Below are 22,442 nucleotides of genomic sequence, written 5' to 3'. Positions count from 1 at the left end.
AAGACATGCAGATCAAACTGGAACAACGCACTTTATGGGAGAAGCTACAGCTAAACCTAACCGGCTCAAAAATAGGCAGGTTTTTTATTTACTTTAGTCTGAGTATCTGGTCGCTCACCACTATCTTTCCGTTGCTCTGGATCGTGAATAACTCTTTTAAAGATTCTGCGGATGTGGTCAACAACTCTTTTGCTATAGCTGCAGATCCAACTCTCCAAAACTATGTCAATGCGTTTCAATCTATGAATGTCGGTAAAAGCTATCTGAACAGCTTTATCATGTCCGGGGGTACGGTGTTTTTTGTCCTGCTCTTCGGGGGAATGGCTGCGTTTATTTTATCTCGTTTTCACTTTAGGCTCCGTGGATTTATTCAGGGCATACTCGTGTTAAGCTTATTGATCCCTTCTTTCGCCACCGTCTTACCTGTCTTTGAGCTATTAATCAAGATGAATTTATTGAATACGCATTGGGCCTTAATATTACCACATACGGCCGGGTATTTGCCTTTCGCTGTACTCGTCTTATCAGGCTATATGGCTACAATCCCCAAAGAGCTAGAAGAAGCTGCCGTTATGGATGGCTGCAGCAGATTGAAGATGTATACTAGGATCTTTTTCCCTATATCCAGACCATCATTTGCTACGTGCAGTGTCTTTGTATTTCTATGGTCTTATAACGATCTCTTCTCCTCCTTGATCTTCGTGGGTCAAGAGCACATTCGACCCATAGTGGTCTTATTATCCTTTATTAGCTCACAGTACGGCACAGATTATGGGCTGATGGCTACTGCGGTAACGATTACAGTTATTCCAGTCTTGGTTATCTATTTATTTGTGCAAAGGTTTATTGAAAAAGGACTGACAGCAGGAGCCGTTAAGGGATAAAATCAAAAAACTAGAAGGAAGTGTGCTGAAGATGAGGAAGGTTGAAAAGAGTAATCCCCTCCCGTTGTACTACCAGTTAAAAGAGATTATTCAGGAAATGATCGATAATGAAGAGTTAAAGCCTGATGATCTAATCCCCACCGAACGGGAATTATGTGTCATCCATGGAATTAGTCGCATGACAGCAAGAGAAGCGATCATGTCCCTTGTGAATGAGGGGATTTTATACAGGGAACAGGGCAAGGGAACATTTGTAGCAAAGCCTAAAATCAACCATCAGCTTTCTGAGCTCAAAGGCTTAACTGAGGATATGGAACGAATGGGACATACGGTGGGGACAAGAACACTGCAGTTTGAAATTTCACCTGCTACTAAAAGGGTAGCTAAGCATCTTCAGTTAAAGGGAGAGCAACAGAAAGTCATCATGCTGAAGCGCTTGAGGATAGTCGATCAAATTCCATATGCCCTTGAATCAGTCTGGCTTAATAAGGAGAAATGCTTTAACCTGACCAAGGAATGCTTAGAAGGCACGTCCCTCTATCAAATCCTACGCGAGCGGTATAATCTGATTCCCCACTATGCTCGTCAAACTGTTGAGCCTATCAGCCTGAGTGAATATGAAAGCAAGCTACTCGATGTCAAGCCAGGGACCCTGGCTTTATTGTTCAGAAGAACGACCTATTCCATTCAAGAAGAAATTATTGAGTATACGAAAGCGATCTATCGTACCGATCAGCATAAATTTGAAGTCATTTTAAAAGCATAGGCTGACCAACAAGCTACCTGACCTACGCAGGATGAAGCAACACAAGTCTAACCAGCATGGACCAAAGGAGAGACAGGTACTACGTCATAGGGAGGGAACTGCATTAATGATAAAAGAATACTTTAACCACATCCACACAGGATTGGAAACGATATTGAAGGAGGAAGCTGAAAAAATAAAGGAGGCTGCCCAAACCATTGCCCAAACTGTGGCAAATAAAGGGCTTATCTATGTTTTTGGCTGTGGGCATTCACATATGATAGCTGAGGAGATCTTTTATCGTGCCGGGGGATTGGCTCCCGTTAATCCGATATTTACCGAGTCCTTAATGCTGCACGAAGGAGCTGTCCGTTCCTCAACATTGGAAAAAATGGCGGGCTATGGAGAACACGTCTTAAATGAGCATCGTCTGTCCTCTGCCGACATATTAATCGTCGTATCAACCTCCGGGAGGAATCCTGTTCCCATAGATGTAGCGATCACAGCCCAAAAGGCTGGATGCTTTGTGGTTGCATTAACATCGTTTCATTATACCAAGCTGCAATCCCGTCACCAAAGTGGCAAGCATTTATCTGATTACGCTGACCTCGCCATTAATAATCATGTTGTACTAGGGGATGCTGTCATGGAGCACGAGCGTGTAACCGTCCCTTTTGCTCCTGTTTCAACGATCTATAATATGGTTCTGATCAACTCTATAGTTGCACAGGCAATCGCCTATATCGCAGAAAATGGAGATCAACCCCCTATTTTTTTAAGCGGCAATTTAGATCACTCTGAGGAGCATAATTTGCAGCTTATCACAGCATACAAAGATAAGATTCCTCTATTAAAATAAGGAGAAATAGTAGTCTATTTTCGATTTATGGGATTGGGAGATTAACCATGAAAAGGGGCTGTCCCAAACCCAAAAGTTTTTTAAACTTTGGACTTTTTTGACTGCCCCGTTCTCTAACGGACATACGAGACTCTTAGAGAGTGATTTTTAGCTAATTCTATTTCTAACGGACATTTTTAACTCTTAGAATGAATATCTAGAGATTTTTCCTCAAATCTCCCTTCTAAGGTGCAATTTTGTCCGTTAGAATTTGCAGAACTCCGAAAAGCACGGCTAAGGTGCAAATATGACCGTTAGAACTTTCATTGCACACCACATCTACTCGATAAATCATTTGACACTTTTGGGACAAGCCCTCTCTATTCTATTAAATAGTTAATTACTCGTGCTTGCTCTCATCCGTAAAGTAAATGCCATTACCGGAATCGTCCTTAGCACTTACCCACAGACCATCAGGTGTTTCACTAGGCTCGTCTACAAAATGAAGCTTACCTTGATTGTTTTCATAGATGTCTTTAACAGATGGTACAAGTAGAACAGGACCAGCGGCATCGGGACCGCCCTCTTGAACCTGCTCAACCATAAGCTCAACGTCTGTTCCAGGTAGCTTAAAAGCAACAGTAAAGTCGCCTTCTCTCCAAGATTCCTCTAAGCCTAATGCGTCGCGGTATAGGGCTTTAGCACTTTTAATATCTTTAACAGGTACAAAATAAAACATTACGTTTCCTTCCATGTTTACACTCCCTTTTTTCATAGATTCGTCTTAATAGTTATGTTATCATTAACATAACTTGGTTATGTTAATAGCATAACTGGGTTATGTATTTTTGTCAATCAAATAATAAAATTGAATCTACCCTATTAATTTGGCTATAATGAAAACATCTGCCTAAGAAACGACATAGGGAAAAATATAGGGAAATGGAGGCTGAGGCTGCGATGAATCCAGAAATTCCAGTTCCCGGCTCGACCCAGCATCGGCTGATTCACGCTGGTCTCAAGCGCTTTAGCGAAATAGGCTACAAAAAAGCTGAAGTGGATCATATTGCAGCTGATGCGGGCGTAACGGTCGGAGCTCTTTACCATCATTATCGGTCAAAAATTAAATTTTATGGGATGCTACGGGACGATGTGACCCTGCGTATTTTAGATCGTATGGAGGCCGTAGCGGAAGCTGTTTCGGAAAGTCAAGCCCTTAAGGCTGCCTTTTTAGCGGCGTACGACGGCATGATTAAGCTAAAGGTTGGAAGGCTTCTTTCTGAGCCAGATCCACGAAACGTGAATAACGCTATAGCAGATTATTTAGGAAAGCTAGCTGTTGCCGCACAAGAACCTGCTGGACAAGAGCTTGGCATTTTACTAGCTGAGGCTTTGCGCGCTGCATATGCGAGAATTGTGGAGCAGCAAGGGGATGCGATGAAAATTAGAGAGGCTTTGATTCGACTTTTATAATCCACAAAAAAGGTTGCTCTATACCTCTCAGGTAAGAACAACCTTTTTAACAGCATATGGAAAGCATATCTTAAAGTAATTCTTCAATCGACTTCTCTATCTGTTCAGGGGTAGTCGTAGGAGCGAAGCGCTCAACCACGTTTCCTTCTCGATCCACCAAAAACTTTGTAAAATTCCACTTAATCGAATCACCCATCATTCCCTTTTGCTGCTTTCTCAGAAATTGAAACAACGGATGGGCATCTGAGCCATTTACATCCACCTTCCCGAACATAGGAAAAGTTACACCGTAATTCACCTGACAGTATTCCAAAATCTCTTCATTCGTTCCCGGATCCTGAGACATGAACTGATTACAAGGAAAGCCTAAAATCTCTAAGCCCTGCTCCTTATACTCCTTATTCAGCTTCTCCAAGCCCTCAAATTGAGGAGTAAAGCCACATTTGCTCGCCGTATTGACGATAAGTAGTACCTTGCCTTTGTAGTTAGCTAAGGATACCTCTTGCCCATTTGATAATGCTGCTGAATAATCGTAAATACTTGCCATGACGATCACCACTTTCGTTCATAATTTGATAGTTTTATTATGGTACATGCTCATTTATTTAGCTGTTAATTTCTTTATATCTGTTATGTCTTTGTTGATTTTACTTTATCCCCTTTCTTACTAGATTACAAGAAATATGAATAGCGTATAACCATACCTCACCACACACTTTTCACATCACGTTTGTTTATATCGAGCTGAAATTTTATATTGACTTTTTACGATGAATCCATTAAATATATTATATACTTAATAAATTAGTTACTTATCTATTTAGTTGCTAATTTGTTTTCAGTGAGGGGGCAAGAAAATGTATGAATAACTCTGAGAAAGAGGATGTTCGCAAGGAAACGGTAGATGGGCTCATCGAGGTGTTTACGCGCTTTAAACGCCAAAGGGAAAGAGAGCTTTCCAAGCATATCACCAGCCGTCATAAAAGAAGTGAAGAAACACTCCTTAAGCTTCTTTATGAAAAGTCTCCATCTGAAGGCATGAAGGTATCTGAGCTAAGCGCATTGATGTGTGTCACCTCCCCCTTTGTTACACAGCTTCTAACAAGCATGGAGGAAAACGGTTTGATTACACGCGAAAATGACAAAAATGATAGAAGAATTGTTCGCGTTTTCCTTACCGAGCAGGGAACCCAAACCGCTTTAGACATACAAAAGTCTATGTACAATTGGTTCTCTGAGCTAGCCCTTTATCTAGGAGAAACAGATAGTAAGCAGCTCACCAGTTTAATGCATAAGGTCTATCACTTCATTGAAACATCACATGAGCATAAAAAAGAGGAACAAAGCAATAAGAGTGAAAAAACTTAACGCAAAGAAGGTCAGATCATGATATCCATATTTAAATTTTTGAAACCATACTGGCTACCGATCGCTCTGGTCATTCTGCTGACTTTAGCGGGTAGTTTGCTTGAGCTCTACTTACCTACGTTAATGGCCGATATTGTAGACATTGGAATTGTGAATTCAGATACACCTTATATTTTAAAGACAGGTGGCTGGATGGTTCTATTTTCGATTTTGGCCGTACTATTAACCGTTGCTAAAATCTTCTTCGCCTCTCGGGTGGCTTTAGGCTTCGGCCGCGACGTACGAAAGAAGCTATTTGTAAATGTAGAAAATTTCTCCCTACAGGAGTATGAGAAAATTGGAGCTGCTTCCTTGATTACACGGACAACAAATGATATTAAGCAGGTACAGGACGTCCTTAACATGATGCTTAATATGATGACAAGAGCTCCTTTACTGTTATTGGGAGGCATTATTCTAGCCGTTTCCCGAGATGCTACGTTATCTCTTGTATTTTTAGCTGCTTTACCTGTTTTAACTCTTCTCATTCTTCTAGTTTCACACAAAGCGATACCTTTGTTTGGAGCCTTACAAAAAAAGACAGACCGCTTAAATTTACTCCTGCGTGAAGGACTTTCAGGAGTGCGTGTTGTTCGGGCTTTTAATCGTGTTGAAGATGAAAAGAAACGCTTTGTCCAAGCGAATGAGGATTACCGAGACACAGGGATTAAGGTAAATAAGCTAATGGCTTTCCTTTTCCCGATTATGATTATTGTAATGAGCTTTACGAATATAGCGATTGTTTGGTTCGGAGGAATTCGTATTGACTCTGGAGCCATGCAGGTCGGTAATCTAATGGCTTTCCTACAATATGCCATGATGATTTTAATGTCCTTGATTATGCTCTCTATGACGTTAATTATGATTCCTCGTGCACAGGCGTCAGCCAAACGGATTAATGAAGTGCTTCAGCTGCAATCTGATATTAAGGATCCAGAGCAGGAGAACAAAGGAACTGGACTCTACGGGGATGTGGAATTCAAGAATGTTACGTTTCGTTATGAAGGAGCAGAAAAGCCCGCTGTAGAGAACGTATCCTTCCACGCTAAGCCTGGAGAAGTCACGGCGATTATCGGAAGTACAGGTGCTGGTAAAACCTCCTTACTTCAGTTAATCCCAAGATTCTACGATATTGAAAAAGGCTCTATTTTGGTTGATGGAGTAGACGTACGTTCTATGTCCCAGCAGACATTACGGAAAAAGATAGGCTATGTACCACAAAAGGCTACTCTGTTCAGTGGGAGCATTGCAGAAAACCTGCGCATTGGAAAGGAAGACGCTAATGAACAGGAAATGGAGACGGCCCTTCGTACCGCTCAGGCGATCGATTTTGTCCAAGAGAAGGAGGACGGTCTACAGTCTCATATTGAGCAAGGAGGAGCAAACCTTTCTGGTGGTCAAAAGCAACGTATGTCTATCGCTAGGGCATTGATTAGAAAGCCAGAAATTTATCTATTCGATGATAGCTTTTCGGCTCTAGATTATAAAACAGATGCTAAGCTAAGACGTGCTCTTAGAGAAGAGACCCATAAATCAACAATGATCGTAGTAGCCCAGAGGGTGAGTACAGTGGTCGATGCAGACCAAATTATTGTACTCAATGAAGGAAAAGTAGCGGGCATAGGAACACATGATGAGCTACTTAAGAACAACCGCATTTATCAGGAAATTGTTACGTCTCAGCAGGCTGAGGAGGAAAGCGCATGAGTCAAAACACGAATAAAAAACCTCCCGTTAGCTCGGCTAGTATGGGTCGTGGACACGGCCATGGGATGGGAATGGGTCCCGTTGATAAGCCTAAGGAATTTAAGAAAACATTATTCCGTTTGTTCGGCTATTTAAAGCCACGTAGAAAGCAGCTTATCTTTGTAGCCATTGCAGCTCTCTTTTCTACCGTTTTTAACGTCATTAGCCCAATGCTGTTAGGTCGAGCTACCACTTCCCTATTCGATAGCTTCATTAATCAGGTGGGTGTAGATTTCGGTTTCCTTGGTCAATTACTCCTAACGTTAGCTGGACTCTATCTCTTTTCTGCATTATTTGCCTTTTTACAGGGCTATATTATGGCCAGTGTATCTCAGATGACCATTGCTGAAATTAGACAGAAGGTAAATGAAAAGCTTACTCGCTTACCTTTAAAATACTATGATCAAAACGCTCATGGAGATATCCTCAGTCGTGCTGTTAACGATATAGATAACATTAATACGTCTCTACAGCAGGCTCTAACACAGATCATTACATCCGTCATTACTGTTATCGGGGTCATTGTGATGATGCTAGTGATTAGCCCACTGCTCACATTGGTTGTCATTGTCACGATTCCTCTTAGCTTGGTTGTTGTTCGAGTAGTTGCTTCCTTTTCTCAGAAGCATTTCGCTAACCAGCAGAAGGAGCTAGGTGAAATCAATGGTCATGTAGAGGAAATGTTCACGGGTCATCAGGTTGTTAAGGCTTTTGGACATGAGCAAAAGTCGATTAATGAGTTTGAAGAGATTAATGATCGGCTATATCATTCTGGATGGAAGGCTCAGTTTATTTCGGGCATTATGATGCCGCTGATGATGTTTGTGAGTAATATTGGTTATGTGTTGGTGTGTATTGTTGGAGGAATTTTGGTGCTGAACAATACGATTAGAATCGGGGATGTGCAGGCGTTCATTCAGTACTCTCAGCAATTATCTCAGCCTATGGTTCAGGTCGCTAGTATAGCAAATATGATACAGTCGGCGATTGCTTCGGCTGAGCGTGTCTTTAAGCTACTGGATGAAGAAGAAGAGCCGCGTGAAGAGCTTTCATCTGTTGACACAGATAAGCTACCTGGTCATGTTTCCTTTGATCATGTACGCTTTGGATATAAGAAAGATACGGCGATAGTCAAGGATATGAATGTAGAGGTTCATGAGGGTCAAACGGTTGCTATTGTAGGGCCAACTGGAGCTGGTAAAACGACCATTATTAATCTACTCATGCGTTTCTATGAGCTAGATAGTGGAAGTATTCGTGTTGGTGGTGTTGACCTTAAGGATCTATCTCGCGAACAGGTACGTGATATGTTTGCTATGGTTCTTCAGGATACATGGCTGTTTAACGGAACCATTAGAGATAATATTGCTTACGGACGTGAAGGCTCTACAGAAGCGGACATTGTACGAGCGGCTAAAGCTGCCTATGCGGATGACTTTATCCGTACGCTTCCAGAAGGCTATGATACGGTGTTAGGTGAGGATGCCACGAACATTTCCCAAGGTCAACGACAGCTGCTGACGATTGCTCGGGCTATCCTAGCTGATCCTAAAATTCTCATCCTAGATGAAGCAACAAGTAGCGTCGATACACGGACAGAAATGAACATCCAGAAAGCAATGAACGAGCTCATGGTTGGTCGCACAAGCTTTGTGATTGCCCACCGCCTCTCTACGATTAGAGAAGCTGATCTCATCCTAGTGATGGATAAAGGGGACATTATTGAAAAAGGAAATCACAAGGAGCTGTTGGAGCAAAAAGGCTTCTATGCAGACTTGTATTACAGTCAGTTTTCAGATAAGGAAGCGGTTAGTTAAAAAGTCAATGAAAAGAAAGGCTTTACGTTGTACCTATAACTGTTGCAGCAACTAGTGAGTTAACCTTTGAATAAACGCTTTGATAGGAATAAAGGTTGGTCTATGAATAAAGGTGGTCTACATTAGAACTTTATAATGAGACTACCTTTTTTTCTGTCAACGGTTACCACTTAATAGTCGTAGGGATCTATAATGTTTGATATAGTAATACTATATTCTATGGTTTGAGGTGTGTTTGCTATGAGCAAAATAAGCTTCCATTTAAGCCCCTATTCCGTAACCTGCGCGAATGAAACGATCCTATTGCTGAGGAAAGAGTTTGAGCTATTGCAATTCCTTTATGAGTATCTTCAAACTCCTTTTTCAAGAGAGCAGCTACTTAATGCTGTTTGGTCTATGGAGGAACCAACGGACAGAACAGTGGATGATCATATCTATCGTTTGCGTAAAAAGCTAAAGCCTCTCCAGGAGTTCTACACTCTAGATACGATTCGCGGCTTTGGTTATCAGCTTACCTCTCGCACGAAAACACATACACATGCCTTCGATATTACGATGAGTTTGGACCCTGAATTTCAGCAGGCTACTTCAAGCTTAGTGAGCATGTATCGCCTGTACGGAAATGGGCAAGCGATCGAAACCTTGTTAAATGATCAAAATCTTGGGATTCAGCTACCTACTGAGGATATCGTCAATATTCATTTTATGAAAGGCGACTTTGCGTTTATGGCTAATCCACATGGAGCTCCTTTTGCTGATCGTCTCATGTTTCTCCTGTACATGCTAGAGATTTTGGACGGGAAGGACACGGTTTTCTATTACGAGAAAGCGATACAACAAAACAGCTTCACCCAGCGCACAGCCTATGAAGCCCGTATACTTTTACCCCTATATCTTTACTTAAAGTCAGAGGAGTGGACAAAGCTAGAAGCAGCTATTGCCATAGCTGAGCAAGAAATTAAGGGAGCGGACCACGGCTTTTATCCCTTTTTCCATAACTTCAAGCTAATGTATGGTATGGCTACAGGAAAGGATGAATATAGTAAGGAGCAGATAGAGGTACTAGATGCGATTTTTGAAACTCGACCTTACATGAGAGAGAAAGGAATTTACTACATCCTACTCGGAATATTTAACCTGTTAAAAGGCGAACAGAAGGAAGGCGGCAAATGGCTACAAGACGGCTTTTCTATAATCAAGCATTCTTTGTTTGTAAGCCATTTTGTGTTCGGCCTCGATTTATTACGTTTCTTCCTAAGACGCGGACTTAACGCTCCCTTCTGGAACCAGTACCTTGAGAAGAATATGCGGCAAGTAAAGGCTGAGCATGATGAAGAAGCTATGAAAGCAGACATTTTAAAGCAACTTAAGGCAAACCTTTAGTTATTTTGAAAGCTCTCAAATATTTATTGGAAAATCCTCTGATATTCCTCTGACAAAACCCCTCTATGCTAGAGCTACACAAGTAGTAAGAGATAGAGCTTTGACTCTACTCTGTGGCTTAATATGATTAATAAGCCCTTGCTACGGTTACATGCATCTAGTTAAATTAGGGGGTTTTTTAATGAAATCATCTGTCTCACTTTATCAAAATAAAACGTTTATGAAGCTTTTTTCCTCATACAGCATCTCGATGCTTGGTATTTATTTCGATCGAATTGCGGTTATTATGCTATTTGCTTTTCTCTGGAATGAGCGTCCCTTAATGCTTGCCCTTATTCCGGTTGCCTTCGCCCTCCCTCAAGCCCTACTTAGTCAATTTGCTGGCGTATGGGTCGGTCGATTCAGTCAGGTTCGAGTCATGATGTTTGCTGACCTTGTATCAGCTCTTTTAACCCTTGTTCTCGCCTTTACGAATCAGCCTTGGCTGTGCATTGTGATTCTAGCGCTTCGCTCTACTATCACCACTGTACATTTTCCGGCTCAGCAAAGCTTGATCAAGCGTATTGTTCATAAGGATCAGTTGCTTAAGGCGATTAGTCTTAATGGAACAGTGTCCCAACTATCTAAGGTTATTGGTCCATTGCTTGGGGCTACGCTCGCTGGCTTATATTCACCTCAATTCTGTATTCTGCTGAACTTTGTGGCTCTTTTGATTTCCTTCGTCATCCTTTTAACCATGTCCAAGGAGGTCAGCACTCAGCAGGATTCTACACAGTTAGCAAATCAAAAGCTTCCATTTTGGCAGCTTTGGAGGGAAGGCTGGTCTATTGTCATCAAAACCCGTATGCTTTTATTTGGCTTTGCCCTCTCTTTTTTCACCTTTTTTGTCATTCAAATGATCGATGTTCAATTTCCTATCCTTGTGCGCGAGCTAGCGCCTCAAAGGCCAGAGCTATTTGGTTGGGTCATGTCAAGCAGTGGCTTCGGGGCGTTACTGACGATTACAATACTTATGCGATTTAAGCAAGTAAAGGCTTATGGGACTCTTTTGGGTGTGAGTATTGGTGTGATGGGGGCTACCTTTTTAAGCCTAGGACTACTGAAGCCTGGCGTAGCTGAATTTACTCCTATAGGTATTGGGATTATCTTAGGAGCAGGAGTTGGACTCTTTACGATTATCACTCAATACCTTTTACAGGATTTCACAACGGAAGAAACGGTCGGGCGAGTATCGGGCATGTATAATTCTCTTATGAGTGTAACACTGCTTGTTGCTCCTCTTCTTGGGGCATGGCTAGTGGAGCTATTTGATGTTGCATCTGTTCTTATCGGTACAGCTTTAGGCTTGCTACTATTAAGCTTGATTGGGTTTCTTTCTCAAAGAACCTTATCGTCCTCTAAAAAGTCTATGGAGACCTCTAAGCTCCCTGCTGCCCATGAAGGAGTGAATAGCTAGACTGATGTGAGCAATATTGTTGTCAAATGGATCAGGATCAACTACTCTACTCTTACAAGTAACTTTAAATAAGTTTAAAATGGACAGTACTAAAAGCTGTTGGAGGGGTAGCTATGAAAGTTGAAATCTGGTCTGATTATATGTGTCCCTTTTGTTATATTGGCAAGCGTAAGTTTGAGGTAGCACTGGAGCAGTTCGCTCATAAAGACAGGGTAGAGGTAACCTATCGCAGCTTTGAGCTTGATCCTGGTGCGAAGAGAGATAACCCGGAAAGCGTATATGAAATGCTGTCGGCAAAGTATAACGTACCTGTGGAGCAGGCTAAGGCGATGAATCAAAATGTAGCGAAGCAAGCTGAGGAAGTTGGACTAACCTATCATTTTGATACCATGGAGTTGACCAATTCCTTTGACGCTCATCGCTTAACCCACTTTGCTGCACATCATGGCAAGTCTGGGGAGATAGCTGAAAAGCTGTTCCACGCGGTTTTCACAGCCTCCAAGAACATCGGACAGCATAACGTTCTGATAGAGCTAGCTACCGAAGCGGGTCTGGATCTAGAGGAGACCACAAAGATGCTTCAGGGAGACCATCATACGTTAGAGGTTCATGCTGATGAACAAGAGGCTAAAGAATTAGGTATTCGCGGGGTTCCTTATTTTGTGATTGATCGTAAATATGCGATTTCAGGGGCACAATCTAGTGATGTTTTTCTTGATACCCTGCAAAAAGCATGGGGTGAAGCTAGACCATTGACCGTTGTGAATGAAACCTCCCCTAAAGCTGGACAGGATTACTGCTCAGACGGTGAGTGCAAAGCCTAAATAGACGAACGGCGTTATAAAGAATCTAAATAGAGATAGTGAATAATTTTAGGCAAAATTTATGATCTAAAAAGCAAGGCGTTAAGGAGTCAGCATAGACTTCAAAGCGCCTTGCTTTTTCAACTTATGCTTATCTCCAAAGCAGCATTATATTCTAGCCTTAGACGGCAAAATCATAGTTTCTTTACCTATTCCATGCAGTGAAAGCTGAGTTAAAAAATAATCTCCTCTGCTTTCTTAGCGGTTGCCATCCACCTTAATGTGGCATTATGATGATCAATAATTTGCTGAGCCTTAAGAACCTGAGAATCCCAGGTGGAGTGTGCATCTGTAACTAACGTCACCTTATAATCCAAACTTCTTGCTCTACGACAGGTCGTGTCTACACAAACCTCTGTTTGTATACCTGTTAAAACAATATGCTCGATACCTTGCTTCCTAAGTTCTTCCTCTAGGTGTGTCTGATAAAAAGAGTCTGGAGTCTGTTTATGAATAATAACATCACCGTCCTGCGGAGCAATATCATCATGTACTTCCCAAGCTGTCGTTCCAAACACTAATGGTCCAGAGTCCTCGTCTTCAGCATGCTGCACATAAATAACAGGAGCCTGAGCTGCCCGTGCTTTCAGCAATAACTCCTGTACATTCTTAATTAGCCTGTCCCCTTGGTAGACAGGATAATCCTCAAAAAACATTCCCTTTTGAACATCTACAATTAGAAGTGCCGTCTTAGACATCCGTAATCCCCCTTAATTTATCACTTTGGAAAATCCTGTGATTGTAGTCTCTTTAAAACTAAATAAGAACTTACGTTCCCTGTATAATATAACTATAGAATACCTTTTAACATTTAGCAACTTAAATTTTTTGGGAGGATCAAGATAAATTAAACCTAGCAAAGGCAGTACAGGATCAGATAATAAATTCTTGACATATTGATTACATACGTAGTATTGTATTACACATGTAATCAATATTACATTTGTAATCAAATAAAGGAAAGGAGGAAGCAATTCATTTTTTACTTTAGAATTGAGTTACTTAGTCCATTAACTTAGTTCATATCTTAGTTCAGTTACTCTTAATCGAATGAACGTTCATTGAACGATGGCTTAAGAGATTTCAAATTATTTAATTACAGGTTGAGTATGATTATAATAGATAAGGAATGAGGTTGCTCAAATGGAAAAAATAAAGCATAGCTTTAAGCTTACTAACACATATAAAATTACATTACTTCTGTTTCTATTCGCACTCATCCCATTAGCAGGATGCACGTCAGCGAATGAATCAGCTGCTTCTCAACCTAAAGAAGAGCCGGGGACTAATCAAGTTCAAGAAAAATCATCCTCAGATTCCTCCAATGAAACAGTTGATGCTCCACATTTAGGTGACACTTCAATCGATGAGCAGTTTACTCAGCTTGAACAAGAGTTTGACGCTCGAATCGGTGTCTATGCTATTGATACAGGCACAGGTCAAACGATTGCTTATCGTGCAGATGAGCGGTTTGCTTATGCCTCTACGTTTAAAGCCCTCGCTGCTGGAGCTATCTTACAGCAAAGCTCCATAGAAGAGCTAGATAAAGTGATCACCTACAAGCAGGAGGATTTGGTTACTTATTCACCTGTGACTGAGCTGCATGTAAACACTGGAATGTCACTTAGGGACATTAGCGAGGCTGCCGTACGTTACAGCGACAACACAGCAGGGAACCTAATGTTTCATGAGCTTGGAGGCCCAGAGGGATTCCAAAACGCGCTAGAACAGTTAGGTGACACAATAACAAACCCAGTGCGGTATGAGACAGAATTAAACGAAGCCAAGCCGGGAGACGAAAGGGATACTAGTACACCTAGAGCCCTTGCAGGAACACTTGAAGCCTATATATTCGGAGACATCCTTCCAGAGGACAAGCGCTCCATCCTCATAGATTGGATGCTAGGAAATGCTACTGGTGATGAGCTCATTCGTGCTGGAGCACCTGAGGGCTGGACTGTCGCTGATAAATCTGGAGCAGGGGGCTACGGAACACGGAATGATATTGCCGTTGTCTGGCCACCAGATGGGGATCCTATTGTCATGGCCGTATTATCTAGTCGTGATACTCAAGATGCTTCCTATGACAACTCGCTTGTAGCTCAAGCGGCTAAAGTAACATTAGAGACTTTTAAAAATAATGCTGAGTAGCAGTAAGTAGTGGTTGAAAGGGGAGATTAGTCATATGATTTTTACTCAATTTGTTATTAGCTTACTTATATCATCGACTACTGTTGCCATCATCATGCTGGTAAAGAAAGTCTTCCAAAAACAGCTCTCTACCAAATGGCAATATGGGCTATGGTTTTTATTGATGGCTGCCTTAGCCCTTCCCTTTCTTCCGACTCAATTGTTCACTTTGGAGCGTCAACTTCCATTACTTGATGCTCCTTTACAACAAGACACAGGTTCATTGACAACTAATGAAATCCGTGAAGCTGTAAATATTAATTGGCTACAGGATTTCACAACAACTGTGAATCAGGCTACTCCTACATTTCTAAATAACCTTACAGCTTGGGTGTGGACTATTGGAGCAGTCGTGATGACTATACTGACCCTAATCGCTTGGCTAAGGTTAAATAAAATTAAACGAACAGCTCTGTCCCTGAATAGTACAGATATAATAGCTTTACTAGAGCAATGTAAGCAGCTTTTAAAAATTTCAAGGAAAATAACTGTAGTAGAATCAGCACTTGTCAAATCACCCATGATATTTGGTTTATTTAAGACCTACTTAGTATTTCCAGCTAACTTTTCCCACTGGCTCTCTGAAGAAGAATTGAAGTATATCTTTCTGCATGAGTTAAGTCATTATAAGAACAAGGATCACTGGACCACATACTTGACCGTCTTATTCCAGCTGGTTTACTGGTTTAATCCGCTTGTGTGGATAGCATTTAGAGAAATGAGATTAGATCGTGAAATCGCTTGTGACCATGCAGTTTTACAGATATTAGACAAGTCATGTCATATTACATATGGACATACCTTGCTTCGTTTTGCTCACAAAGCATCACAGCCTAACTCTCTGCCTATTCCCTTAACTAGTCAGCTAGCCAGTAAGAAGAAGCATCTAAAAAGAAGATTAGAAAAAATCGTTATGTTCAAGCAGGAATCTATACTATTGAAGGTGAAAAGTACAGCTATCTTCCTGTTGGTAGCTTTACTTTTAGCTCTTCAAGCTCCCCTTGTGTCCGTATTAGCTAAGGAGGAGCTTCGCTATGATTTTAATGAAGAACAAACGATCTACGAGAATCTTAGCTCTTATTTTGCAGAAAATGAGGCAAGCTTTGTTCTGTATAATAGTCAAACCGGGCAGTACACGATTCATAATGAGGAGCAAAGCAAACGGAGAGTATCTCCTGTTTCAACGTACAAAATCTTCAGCTTGCTATTTGGTTTAGAGTCTGGTGTCATCACGAAAGAGCAATCTACCCTGTCCTGGAATGGGGATATCTATCCTTATGAGGCGTGGAATGGGGACCACGATTTATTTTCAGCGATGGAAAGCTCAGTGAATTGGTATTTCCAGAAGTTAGATGGAGCACTAGGTTCAACCCAACTACAAGACTATTTAGTACAGCTTGGCTATGGCAATACGGATATTTCTGGTGGAATCCAGCAGCATTGGCTTGAATCCTCATTAAAAATTTCTCCAATTGAGCAGGTTCAGCTTCTGGAAGCCTTTTATACAAATAAGCTTGGATTTGATGAAGAAAATATTGAAACAGTCAAAGAGGCCATCCAATTAGAAGAGAGCGAAGGGACCATCCTTTCAGGAAAAACAGGAACGGGATCAATAGATCATAGTAACGTTAGTGGTTGGTTTGTTGGATACGTTGAGAAAAATGGAGATACGTTCTTCTTTGCCACAAATATTCAGGGTAAAAATCACATCAGCGGAAGCTCAGCAGCTAACATAACGCTCTCCATTTTGAAGGATAAGGGCATTTATTAGAATATTGACATCTAGTGTATACCTATGTAGCATATAGTATGTGTAATCCAAAGGGGGTGGCTGTGGGTGTCTAAAAACGTACCTAGTATCTCAGAAGCAGAATGGGAGGTTATGCATATACTTTGGGCAAAGGCACCACGAACGGCAAATGAAGTGATTTCCTCCTTGCAGGAAAAAACGGACTGGAAGCCTAAAACCATTCGTACTCTTTTGGATCGCCTAGTTAAAAAAAATGTGGTTGGTGTGAATCAAAATCAAAAGCTTTACACCTTCTATCCTCTATTCACTCAAAGCGACTGTCAGCATGCAGAGGCACAGTCCTTTCTTAATCGTATTTATGGCGGGGCAATGAAGTCTATGCTTGTGCAATTTATGGAGGAGGACTCTTTGTCTGAAGAGGATATTAAGGAGCTTCAATCTATTCTCAAGAAGAAGTCGTAAAGCTTAGGCTTCGCTTTATTTTAGTCGTTTCTTTTTAAACTTATTAAAGGGGATTAAAGGGGGATTCAAATGAGTGGTATTGCTCAAACACTAAAACCACCATACTATGCGGTCATTTTCACCTCTGAACGAACAGAAGGTACTCAAGGCTATGGTGAAATGGCAGAAGAAATGGTAAAGCTTGCGTCAATTCAACCTGGATTTCTTGGAGTAGAAAGTGCACGAGAAGGCTTGGGTATTACGGTGTCTTATTGGGAATCTCTAGAAGCTATACAAAAATGGAAGCAAAATGAAAGACATCTCATTGCACAAAGCAAAGGGAAATCAGAATGGTATCTTAGATATAAAACGAGGATTTGTAAGGTTGAACGAGATTACGGCTTTGAAGCAACAAACACAAAATAAATTTTTTGAAAAATAAGATTTGATATAAGCAAAAAAGCTTGGATTTTGAGCACGGGTTTCTAACAAGAAGCCTCTCTCTCAAACCAAGCTTTTTTTATTCATTTATATTACTTTTATGGCTTGATACGTGTCATTTTTAACACCTTATCAATTAGTCTTACCTATAACTTATTCTACCTCTTACTTGAATCAAACGGCTCGCCCAATCCTTTTGGAGCACGAGACGATTTAGAGAACAGAATAAGAGCAATTAGGGTCATTACATATGGGAATATTTTAAGCAACACTGGTGGTACAACAGCAAGGGCTGGTATTACCTGTGATACGGTTGCGATGGTACTGGCAAACCCGAAGAAAAACGTAGCTGCTAAAATTCCTAGTGGCTTCCACTGACCAAAAATCAAGGAGGCTAGAGCTAGAAATCCTAATCCAGCAACCGTTCCACTAAACTCTCCAGAATACGTCACAACAATCGTTGCCCCACCTAATCCAGCAAAGGCACCTGAAATGATTACGGCCATGTATCTAATGAATCTTACGTTAATCCCTGCTGCTTCAGCGGCATGAGGGTTTTCCCCAACCGCCCTTAGTCTCAAGCCGAAGGACGTTTTGTACAGCACAAACGCACTAACCAATACGATACCTAACACTAGCCATGTTGTGATATAGGTTCTTGTGAATAATAAGCTTCCTAGCACAGGTATATCAGATAGGAATGGTACATCAAACGGTCGAAATTGACTCGCGCTAATTTTCCCGCTTCCCATAATTCCACGTGCTAAGAAAACAGTTATAGCTCCAGCAAGCAAGTTTATCGCGACACCACTAATAATTTGGTTAGCGCTCAAGTTTATGCTGGCAAAGGCGTGTAATAGGGAGAACAGCATACCAAGAACCATCGCCGCTAACAAGCCAACCCACACAACCCATGCTTCATTTGGCCAAATTCCGTGCATCGTATAGATTGTAAATGCCCCGGCAAAGGAGCCTACGACCATTAAGCCCTCTAATCCGATATTAACAACACCACTTCGTTCACTAAATAAACCACCAAGCGCCGTAATCAGGATAGGGATTGTATATAAAACGGCATAAGGGAAGATCTGCTCAATTAAGCTCCACATCCTACAGCTCCCCCTTTCCTTGGCCAGATGTCTCATTTTTCTTAGCTGAGCGACGCTTTAAAAATCTCGTCACCAAGCGCTCAATAAGAATACTAGTAGCCGCAAAGTAGATGACAATAGCGATAATGGAATCTGCAATTTCTGGTGGAATACCCGTCATCGCATTCATAAATCCTCTTCCAGCATATAAAATACCAAAGAATATGGCTGCTAACAGAACACCTATAGGGCTATTAGCTCCTAATAAAGAAACAGCAATTCCATCAAACCCTTGAGTAGGCAACACACCGATTTGCAGGTTTACGGCATTCCCTGTATATTGAGCCACACCAGCTAGCCCAGCTAAACCACCTGCAATCATCATCGATACAATAATGCCTTTGTTCACGCCTATTCCTGCATACTCAGCCGCATGTCGATTAAAGCCTGTGGCCTTCAGCTCGTACCCAAGTGTAGTCCTATTTAATAGAAACGCCACAACAATTACAGCAAGAACGGCTAAAAATAAGCCTAAATTGATAAACGAGCCACCAAATAGATTGGAAAGAAACTCTTCTCTTAATGATGCATTAGCAGGCAATTGCCTAGTCTCTGTTTCAAGAAATTCTCCTTTTAAATAGGCTGGTACTGTGTAATACACAATCCAATAAGCAATCCAGTTCATCATGATTGTAGAAACAACCTCATGAACGTTAAATCTAGCTTTTAAAAGTCCTGGCAATAAGCCCCAAAGTGCTCCTCCAACAAATCCAACAATAATCACGATAGGAAGAAGTAGCGGTCTGGCAAGATCAAGATTCAGACCTACAGCAGTAGCCAATAAGCCCCCAATAAGCATTTGGCCAGCCGCACCAATGTTAAATAATCCTGTACGGAAAGCAAAAGCAACGGACAATCCTGTAAAAATTAAAGGGGTTGCCGTAGCTAGCGTATTTCCAACCCGTTCAATGTTCATTAATCCACCACGGAATAAAAAAGTATATCCTGATATTGGATTATGTCCTGACGCTATCATTAAAATCGCACCCGCAAGTAAACCGGCAAGAACAGCAAGCAAGGATACTATAACTTTTCTCATGCTTCTTCCTCCCCTTTTACTCCGGCCATCATCAAGCCCAATTTATTCTCTGTAGCATCTTTGGCATCGACAATTCCGACCAGTTCACCGTTATTCATGACAGCAATACGGTCAGATAGGTTTATGATTTCATCAAGCTCTAAGGATACGAGTAGTACAGCGTTACCTCTGTCTCTATGCTCTACTAAACGCTTATGAATATATTCAATAGAGCCCACATCTAATCCACGAGTCGGCTGAACAGCAATCAACAATGTCGGGTCTAGCTCGATTTCTCGGCCTATAATCCCTTTCTGCTGATTTCCACCCGATAGTGTTCTAGCTACAGAAGCTGCTCCTTGCCCAGAACGGACGTCAAAGCTTTCCATAATGTTTTTAGCGTACTCACGAATAGAGCGCCTATTCAGCAAGGCACGCTTGGCAAAAGGTGGGCGATTATACACCTTTAGAATCATATTATCTTCCATAGAATAATCCAAAACTAATCCACGCTTTTGCCTATCCTCTGGAATATGACCGATTCCTTTTAATATACGGCTACGAATAGAATGCCTAGTGATATCCTCCCCTAGGAAATGAATCGCTCCCTGCTCTGCTTTCTTAAGTCCTGTAATTCCCTCAATAAGCTCAGATTGCCCATTACCCTCTACTCCAGCAATACCTAGGATTTCTCCAGCTCTAACCTCTAGAGAAAGGTCTTTCACAGCCATGTTTTTACTAGCATCCTTAATGGACAGCCCGTCGACCTTTAAAACAACGTCTCCAACCTTTGCCTCTTTCTTCTCCACACCAAAAGAGACATGTCTGCCCACCATCATTTCAGCCATCTGTGCCTCACTTGTTCCTGCCACATCTACCGTACCAATTGTTTTCCCTCTGCGGATGACGGTACATCTGTCAGCAACAGCCTTGATTTCCTTGAGCTTATGGGTAATCAGAATGATCGACTTTCCTTCTTTGATCAGATTCTTCATGATCTCCATTAAATCCTTAATTTCCTGTGGAGTAAGGACAGCAGTAGGCTCGTCCAAAATCAAAATTTCCGCTTTACGATACAGCATCTTTAGGATTTCAACTCTTTGCTGCATCCCTACTGAGATGTCTTCAATCTTAGCGTTAGGATTAACGTTAAGGCCGTAACGTTTTGAAAGCTCTTCAATTCGTTTCGCAGCTGTTTTAAGGTCTAACACCCCGTATTTCTTCACTTCGCTACCAAGCATGATATTTTCCGTAACCGTAAAATTGTCCACAAGCTTAAAGTGCTGGTGAACCATTCCAATACCTAGATCATCGGCAATATTAGGGCTTGCGATGCGTGTTTCTTTCCCACGAACCTTAATCACACCTCGATCGGGCTCGTACATGCCAAAAAGCATACCCATCAAAGTGGATTTCCCTGCCCCATTTTCTCCTAATAAAGCGTGAACTTCACCCTTTTGCAAAGCCAAAGAAATATTATCATTAGCCACGACACCAGGAAATTCTTTTCTAATGTTAAGCATCTCAACGACGTATTCCACAGGGTCCCCTCCTTGTTCAGAAGATCATTGTACAAAAAAACATTTATCTATTAGGTGATTTGAGATTTTCCTTCTTAGACAAAGAAATGCTCGGCAGCTGCCGAGCATTATTCAACGATCAATCTATTACTCAAATAGATCTCCTTGTTCTGCAGAAACGGTAATCTCGCCAGATTTAATCTTTTCTACAACTTCCTCAACCTGTTGAACAGTCTCTGCACTTAGGTTAGGGTTCTCATCTGGAATACCCACTCCGTCATTTGTTACATCAAACGTAAGTGTTTCCCCACCCGGGAAGTTACCTTCTGCTTCTGCTTGAATCATATCGTAAGCAGATTGACCAATTTTCTTCATAGCAGACGTAAGAATAACAGATTGATCTCCGTCATAAATACCATCCTCATATTGATCAACGTCTACCCCAACGATCCAAACATCCTCACCAGATTGAACGCGAGTTCTCGCTTCACTGATCGCACCAACACCAACACCACCAGCACAAGCGAAGATCACATCTACACCACGGTTGAACATTTGCCCTGCAATTTGCCCACCAGCAGCTACATCATCAAATGTACCTTGATAGATTACATTTTCTTGCTTCATTTCAATATTTGTTCCTAGGTTTTCATTTGCATATTGAATCCCTTGCTGGAAGCCCCAGTTAAACTTCTGAACCGGTGGAATTTGCATTCCTCCAATGAAGCCTGCTTCCCCTTCTTGAAGCTCAAGAGCTGTTGCTACACCAGCGATAAATCCTGACTCATGCTCCGCGTAAAAGATGGAAACTGTGTTTTCATTAACGACAACTTCTCCATCACCACTATGTGGCGCACCATCAAGGATAACAAATTTTGCATCTTCATATCTGCTTTGCGCATTATGAATAGCTGTTTCAAACTTAAATCCAGGCGTTACAATAAATCTGAAGCCTGCATCATATAAGTTACCAATTTCTTGTAGATACTCAGCTTCTGTTTCTCCATTTGGCTTTAGATAACGATGCTCTAAGCCCAACTCTTCAGCAGCCTCAACTACACCTTCCCAAGTTCCTTGGTTAAAGGATTTATCATCAATTGTTCCAGCGTCTGTAACCATTCCTACTTTAAAATCAGCGTCTCCAGATCCTGTTCCATTATCAGAACCACAGGCTGCAGCAATCCCCATGACAAAAACCAGCATGGCTAATGCGATAATGCCTTTTTTCATCTCAAAAATCCCCCTATTATTCTCTTAAAATCTTTAAGTTAAGTTGTATTTCATACTCTACTATATGCTTTACACTCATCATTTTCAATAGT

Annotated in this window: 21 protein-coding genes; 14 read left to right on the top strand and 7 right to left on the bottom strand. The window is 41.4% G+C overall.

Going from position 1 to position 22,442, the window contains the following annotated elements; genetic code table 11:
* Window positions 1-5: 5 nt before the first annotated feature.
* The 3 genes from J2S11_RS03980 (at window position 6) to J2S11_RS03970 (ending at window position 2,488) form a co-directional block, all read left to right on the top strand.
* A complete protein-coding gene (locus tag J2S11_RS03980; protein WP_307391257.1) occupies window positions 6-884 on the top strand; it encodes a carbohydrate ABC transporter permease in 879 nt (292 codons plus the stop codon).
* Window positions 885-915: 31 nt separating this feature from the next.
* A complete protein-coding gene (locus tag J2S11_RS03975) occupies window positions 916-1,650 on the top strand; it encodes a GntR family transcriptional regulator (protein ID WP_307391255.1) in 735 nt (244 codons plus the stop codon).
* A 106-nt stretch (window positions 1,651-1,756) separates the two neighbouring features.
* Entirely contained in the window at window positions 1,757-2,488 is a 732-nt protein-coding gene (locus tag J2S11_RS03970; protein ID WP_307391253.1) for an SIS domain-containing protein, read from the top strand.
* 379 nt (window positions 2,489-2,867) lie between these two features.
* Here J2S11_RS03970 and J2S11_RS03965 read toward each other — a convergent pair whose 3' ends face one another.
* Window positions 2,868-3,221 carry a VOC family protein gene (locus tag J2S11_RS03965; RefSeq protein WP_307391252.1) on the bottom strand — a complete coding sequence of 118 codons (354 nt, stop codon included), beginning with the start codon at window positions 3,219-3,221 and terminating at the stop codon, window positions 2,868-2,870.
* Between the two features lie 206 nt (window positions 3,222-3,427).
* On the opposite strand from J2S11_RS03965, the gene J2S11_RS03960 reads away from it, so the two are divergent.
* Window positions 3,428-3,940 carry a TetR/AcrR family transcriptional regulator gene (locus J2S11_RS03960; RefSeq protein WP_307391250.1) on the top strand — a complete coding sequence of 171 codons (513 nt, stop codon included), beginning with the start codon at window positions 3,428-3,430 and terminating at the stop codon, window positions 3,938-3,940.
* Window positions 3,941-4,010: 70 nt separating this feature from the next.
* On the opposite strand, the gene J2S11_RS03955 is transcribed toward J2S11_RS03960, so the two are convergent.
* Window positions 4,011-4,487, bottom strand: coding sequence for a glutathione peroxidase (locus J2S11_RS03955; RefSeq protein WP_307391248.1), 477 nt, complete (start codon window positions 4,485-4,487; stop codon window positions 4,011-4,013).
* A 314-nt stretch (window positions 4,488-4,801) separates the two neighbouring features.
* On the opposite strand from J2S11_RS03955, the gene J2S11_RS03950 reads away from it, so the two are divergent.
* From J2S11_RS03950 to J2S11_RS03925, 6 genes are all read left to right on the top strand, one after another.
* Window positions 4,802-5,308: a MarR family winged helix-turn-helix transcriptional regulator gene (locus J2S11_RS03950; RefSeq protein ID WP_307391246.1), complete on the top strand. Its 507-nt coding sequence runs from the start codon at window positions 4,802-4,804 to the stop codon at window positions 5,306-5,308.
* An 18-nt stretch (window positions 5,309-5,326) separates the two neighbouring features.
* Window positions 5,327-7,054: an ABC transporter ATP-binding protein gene (locus J2S11_RS03945; protein ID WP_307391243.1), complete on the top strand. Its 1,728-nt coding sequence runs from the start codon at window positions 5,327-5,329 to the stop codon at window positions 7,052-7,054.
* A gap of 41 nt (window positions 7,055-7,095) precedes the next feature.
* Window positions 7,096-8,910: an ABC transporter ATP-binding protein gene (locus J2S11_RS03940; RefSeq protein ID WP_307391824.1), complete on the top strand. Its 1,815-nt coding sequence runs from the start codon at window positions 7,096-7,098 to the stop codon at window positions 8,908-8,910.
* A 240-nt stretch (window positions 8,911-9,150) separates the two neighbouring features.
* Entirely contained in the window at window positions 9,151-10,293 is a 1,143-nt protein-coding gene (locus J2S11_RS03935; RefSeq protein ID WP_307391240.1) for a winged helix-turn-helix domain-containing protein, read from the top strand.
* A 181-nt stretch (window positions 10,294-10,474) separates the two neighbouring features.
* Window positions 10,475-11,749 carry an MFS transporter gene (locus J2S11_RS03930; protein ID WP_307391237.1) on the top strand — a complete coding sequence of 425 codons (1,275 nt, stop codon included), beginning with the start codon at window positions 10,475-10,477 and terminating at the stop codon, window positions 11,747-11,749.
* 113 nt (window positions 11,750-11,862) lie between these two features.
* On the top strand, window positions 11,863-12,573 hold the full coding sequence (locus J2S11_RS03925; RefSeq protein ID WP_307391236.1) for a DsbA family oxidoreductase: 711 nt from the start codon (window positions 11,863-11,865) through the stop codon (window positions 12,571-12,573).
* Between the two features lie 212 nt (window positions 12,574-12,785).
* On the opposite strand, the gene J2S11_RS03920 is transcribed toward J2S11_RS03925, so the two are convergent.
* Entirely contained in the window at window positions 12,786-13,310 is a 525-nt protein-coding gene (locus tag J2S11_RS03920; RefSeq protein WP_307391234.1) for a cysteine hydrolase family protein, read from the bottom strand.
* A gap of 445 nt (window positions 13,311-13,755) precedes the next feature.
* Between J2S11_RS03920 and bla the strand changes: the two genes are divergently transcribed.
* The 4 genes from bla (at window position 13,756) to J2S11_RS03900 (ending at window position 17,419) form a co-directional block, all read left to right on the top strand.
* A complete protein-coding gene (gene bla, locus J2S11_RS03915; RefSeq protein ID WP_307391232.1) occupies window positions 13,756-14,763 on the top strand; it encodes a class A beta-lactamase in 1,008 nt (335 codons plus the stop codon).
* Between the two features lie 34 nt (window positions 14,764-14,797).
* On the top strand, window positions 14,798-16,573 hold the full coding sequence (locus J2S11_RS03910; RefSeq protein ID WP_307391230.1) for a BlaR1 family beta-lactam sensor/signal transducer: 1,776 nt from the start codon (window positions 14,798-14,800) through the stop codon (window positions 16,571-16,573).
* A gap of 66 nt (window positions 16,574-16,639) precedes the next feature.
* On the top strand, window positions 16,640-17,014 hold the full coding sequence (gene blaI, locus J2S11_RS03905) for a penicillinase repressor BlaI (RefSeq protein WP_307391227.1): 375 nt from the start codon (window positions 16,640-16,642) through the stop codon (window positions 17,012-17,014).
* Between the two features lie 69 nt (window positions 17,015-17,083).
* Window positions 17,084-17,419 carry an antibiotic biosynthesis monooxygenase family protein gene (locus J2S11_RS03900; protein WP_307391225.1) on the top strand — a complete coding sequence of 112 codons (336 nt, stop codon included), beginning with the start codon at window positions 17,084-17,086 and terminating at the stop codon, window positions 17,417-17,419.
* A gap of 173 nt (window positions 17,420-17,592) precedes the next feature.
* Here the strand turns inward: J2S11_RS03900 and J2S11_RS03895 are convergent, their stop codons facing one another.
* The 4 genes from J2S11_RS03895 to J2S11_RS03880 all read right to left on the bottom strand — a co-directional run bounded on the left by J2S11_RS03895 (window position 17,593) and on the right by J2S11_RS03880 (window position 22,350).
* On the bottom strand, window positions 17,593-18,543 hold the full coding sequence (locus tag J2S11_RS03895; RefSeq protein ID WP_307391223.1) for an ABC transporter permease: 951 nt from the start codon (window positions 18,541-18,543) through the stop codon (window positions 17,593-17,595).
* Between the two features lies 1 nt (window position 18,544).
* Window positions 18,545-19,621 carry an ABC transporter permease gene (locus tag J2S11_RS03890; protein ID WP_307391221.1) on the bottom strand — a complete coding sequence of 359 codons (1,077 nt, stop codon included), beginning with the start codon at window positions 19,619-19,621 and terminating at the stop codon, window positions 18,545-18,547.
* Complete coding sequence (locus tag J2S11_RS03885; protein ID WP_307391218.1) at window positions 19,618-21,141, bottom strand: ABC transporter ATP-binding protein; 1,524 nt, start codon at window positions 21,139-21,141, stop codon at window positions 19,618-19,620. Before J2S11_RS03885 ends, J2S11_RS03890 begins: the two co-directional genes overlap by 4 nt.
* A 126-nt stretch (window positions 21,142-21,267) precedes the next feature.
* Window positions 21,268-22,350 (bottom strand): BMP family lipoprotein, encoded by a 1,083-nt coding sequence (locus J2S11_RS03880; RefSeq protein WP_307391215.1) that lies wholly within the window; start codon window positions 22,348-22,350, stop codon window positions 21,268-21,270.
* Between the last annotated feature and the right edge of the window lie 92 nt (window positions 22,351-22,442).

This window comes from Bacillus horti (assembly GCF_030813115.1).
GTDB lineage: Bacteria > Bacillota > Bacilli > Caldalkalibacillales > JCM-10596 > Bacillus_CH > Bacillus_CH horti.
This window is presented reverse-complemented; position numbering and strand designations above follow the sequence as displayed.

What these genes read in the sequence shown, in the direction of transcription:
- J2S11_RS03980 (WP_307391257.1), top strand. Translation starts at nt 6, where the DNA reads ATGCAGATCAAACTGGAACAACGCACTTTATGGGAGAAGCTACAGCTA.
- J2S11_RS03975 (WP_307391255.1), top strand. Translation starts at nt 916, where the DNA reads ATGAGGAAGGTTGAAAAGAGTAATCCCCTCCCGTTGTACTACCAGTTA.
- J2S11_RS03970 (WP_307391253.1), top strand. Translation starts at nt 1,757, where the DNA reads ATGATAAAAGAATACTTTAACCACATCCACACAGGATTGGAAACGATA.
- J2S11_RS03965 (WP_307391252.1), bottom strand. Translation starts at nt 3,221, where the DNA reads ATGGAAGGAAACGTAATGTTTTATTTTGTACCTGTTAAAGATATTAAA.
- J2S11_RS03960 (WP_307391250.1), top strand. Translation starts at nt 3,428, where the DNA reads ATGAATCCAGAAATTCCAGTTCCCGGCTCGACCCAGCATCGGCTGATT.
- J2S11_RS03955 (WP_307391248.1), bottom strand. Translation starts at nt 4,487, where the DNA reads ATGGCAAGTATTTACGATTATTCAGCAGCATTATCAAATGGGCAAGAG.
- J2S11_RS03950 (WP_307391246.1), top strand. Translation starts at nt 4,802, where the DNA reads ATGAATAACTCTGAGAAAGAGGATGTTCGCAAGGAAACGGTAGATGGG.
- J2S11_RS03945 (WP_307391243.1), top strand. Translation starts at nt 5,327, where the DNA reads ATGATATCCATATTTAAATTTTTGAAACCATACTGGCTACCGATCGCT.
- J2S11_RS03940 (WP_307391824.1), top strand. Translation starts at nt 7,096, where the DNA reads ATGGGTCGTGGACACGGCCATGGGATGGGAATGGGTCCCGTTGATAAG.
- J2S11_RS03935 (WP_307391240.1), top strand. Translation starts at nt 9,151, where the DNA reads ATGAGCAAAATAAGCTTCCATTTAAGCCCCTATTCCGTAACCTGCGCG.
- J2S11_RS03930 (WP_307391237.1), top strand. Translation starts at nt 10,475, where the DNA reads ATGAAATCATCTGTCTCACTTTATCAAAATAAAACGTTTATGAAGCTT.
- J2S11_RS03925 (WP_307391236.1), top strand. Translation starts at nt 11,863, where the DNA reads ATGAAAGTTGAAATCTGGTCTGATTATATGTGTCCCTTTTGTTATATT.
- J2S11_RS03920 (WP_307391234.1), bottom strand. Translation starts at nt 13,310, where the DNA reads ATGTCTAAGACGGCACTTCTAATTGTAGATGTTCAAAAGGGAATGTTT.
- bla (WP_307391232.1), top strand. Translation starts at nt 13,756, where the DNA reads ATGGAAAAAATAAAGCATAGCTTTAAGCTTACTAACACATATAAAATT.
- J2S11_RS03910 (WP_307391230.1), top strand. Translation starts at nt 14,798, where the DNA reads ATGATTTTTACTCAATTTGTTATTAGCTTACTTATATCATCGACTACT.
- J2S11_RS03900 (WP_307391225.1), top strand. Translation starts at nt 17,084, where the DNA reads ATGAGTGGTATTGCTCAAACACTAAAACCACCATACTATGCGGTCATT.
- J2S11_RS03895 (WP_307391223.1), bottom strand. Translation starts at nt 18,543, where the DNA reads ATGTGGAGCTTAATTGAGCAGATCTTCCCTTATGCCGTTTTATATACA.
- J2S11_RS03890 (WP_307391221.1), bottom strand. Translation starts at nt 19,621, where the DNA reads ATGAGAAAAGTTATAGTATCCTTGCTTGCTGTTCTTGCCGGTTTACTT.
- J2S11_RS03880 (WP_307391215.1), bottom strand. Translation starts at nt 22,350, where the DNA reads ATGAAAAAAGGCATTATCGCATTAGCCATGCTGGTTTTTGTCATGGGG.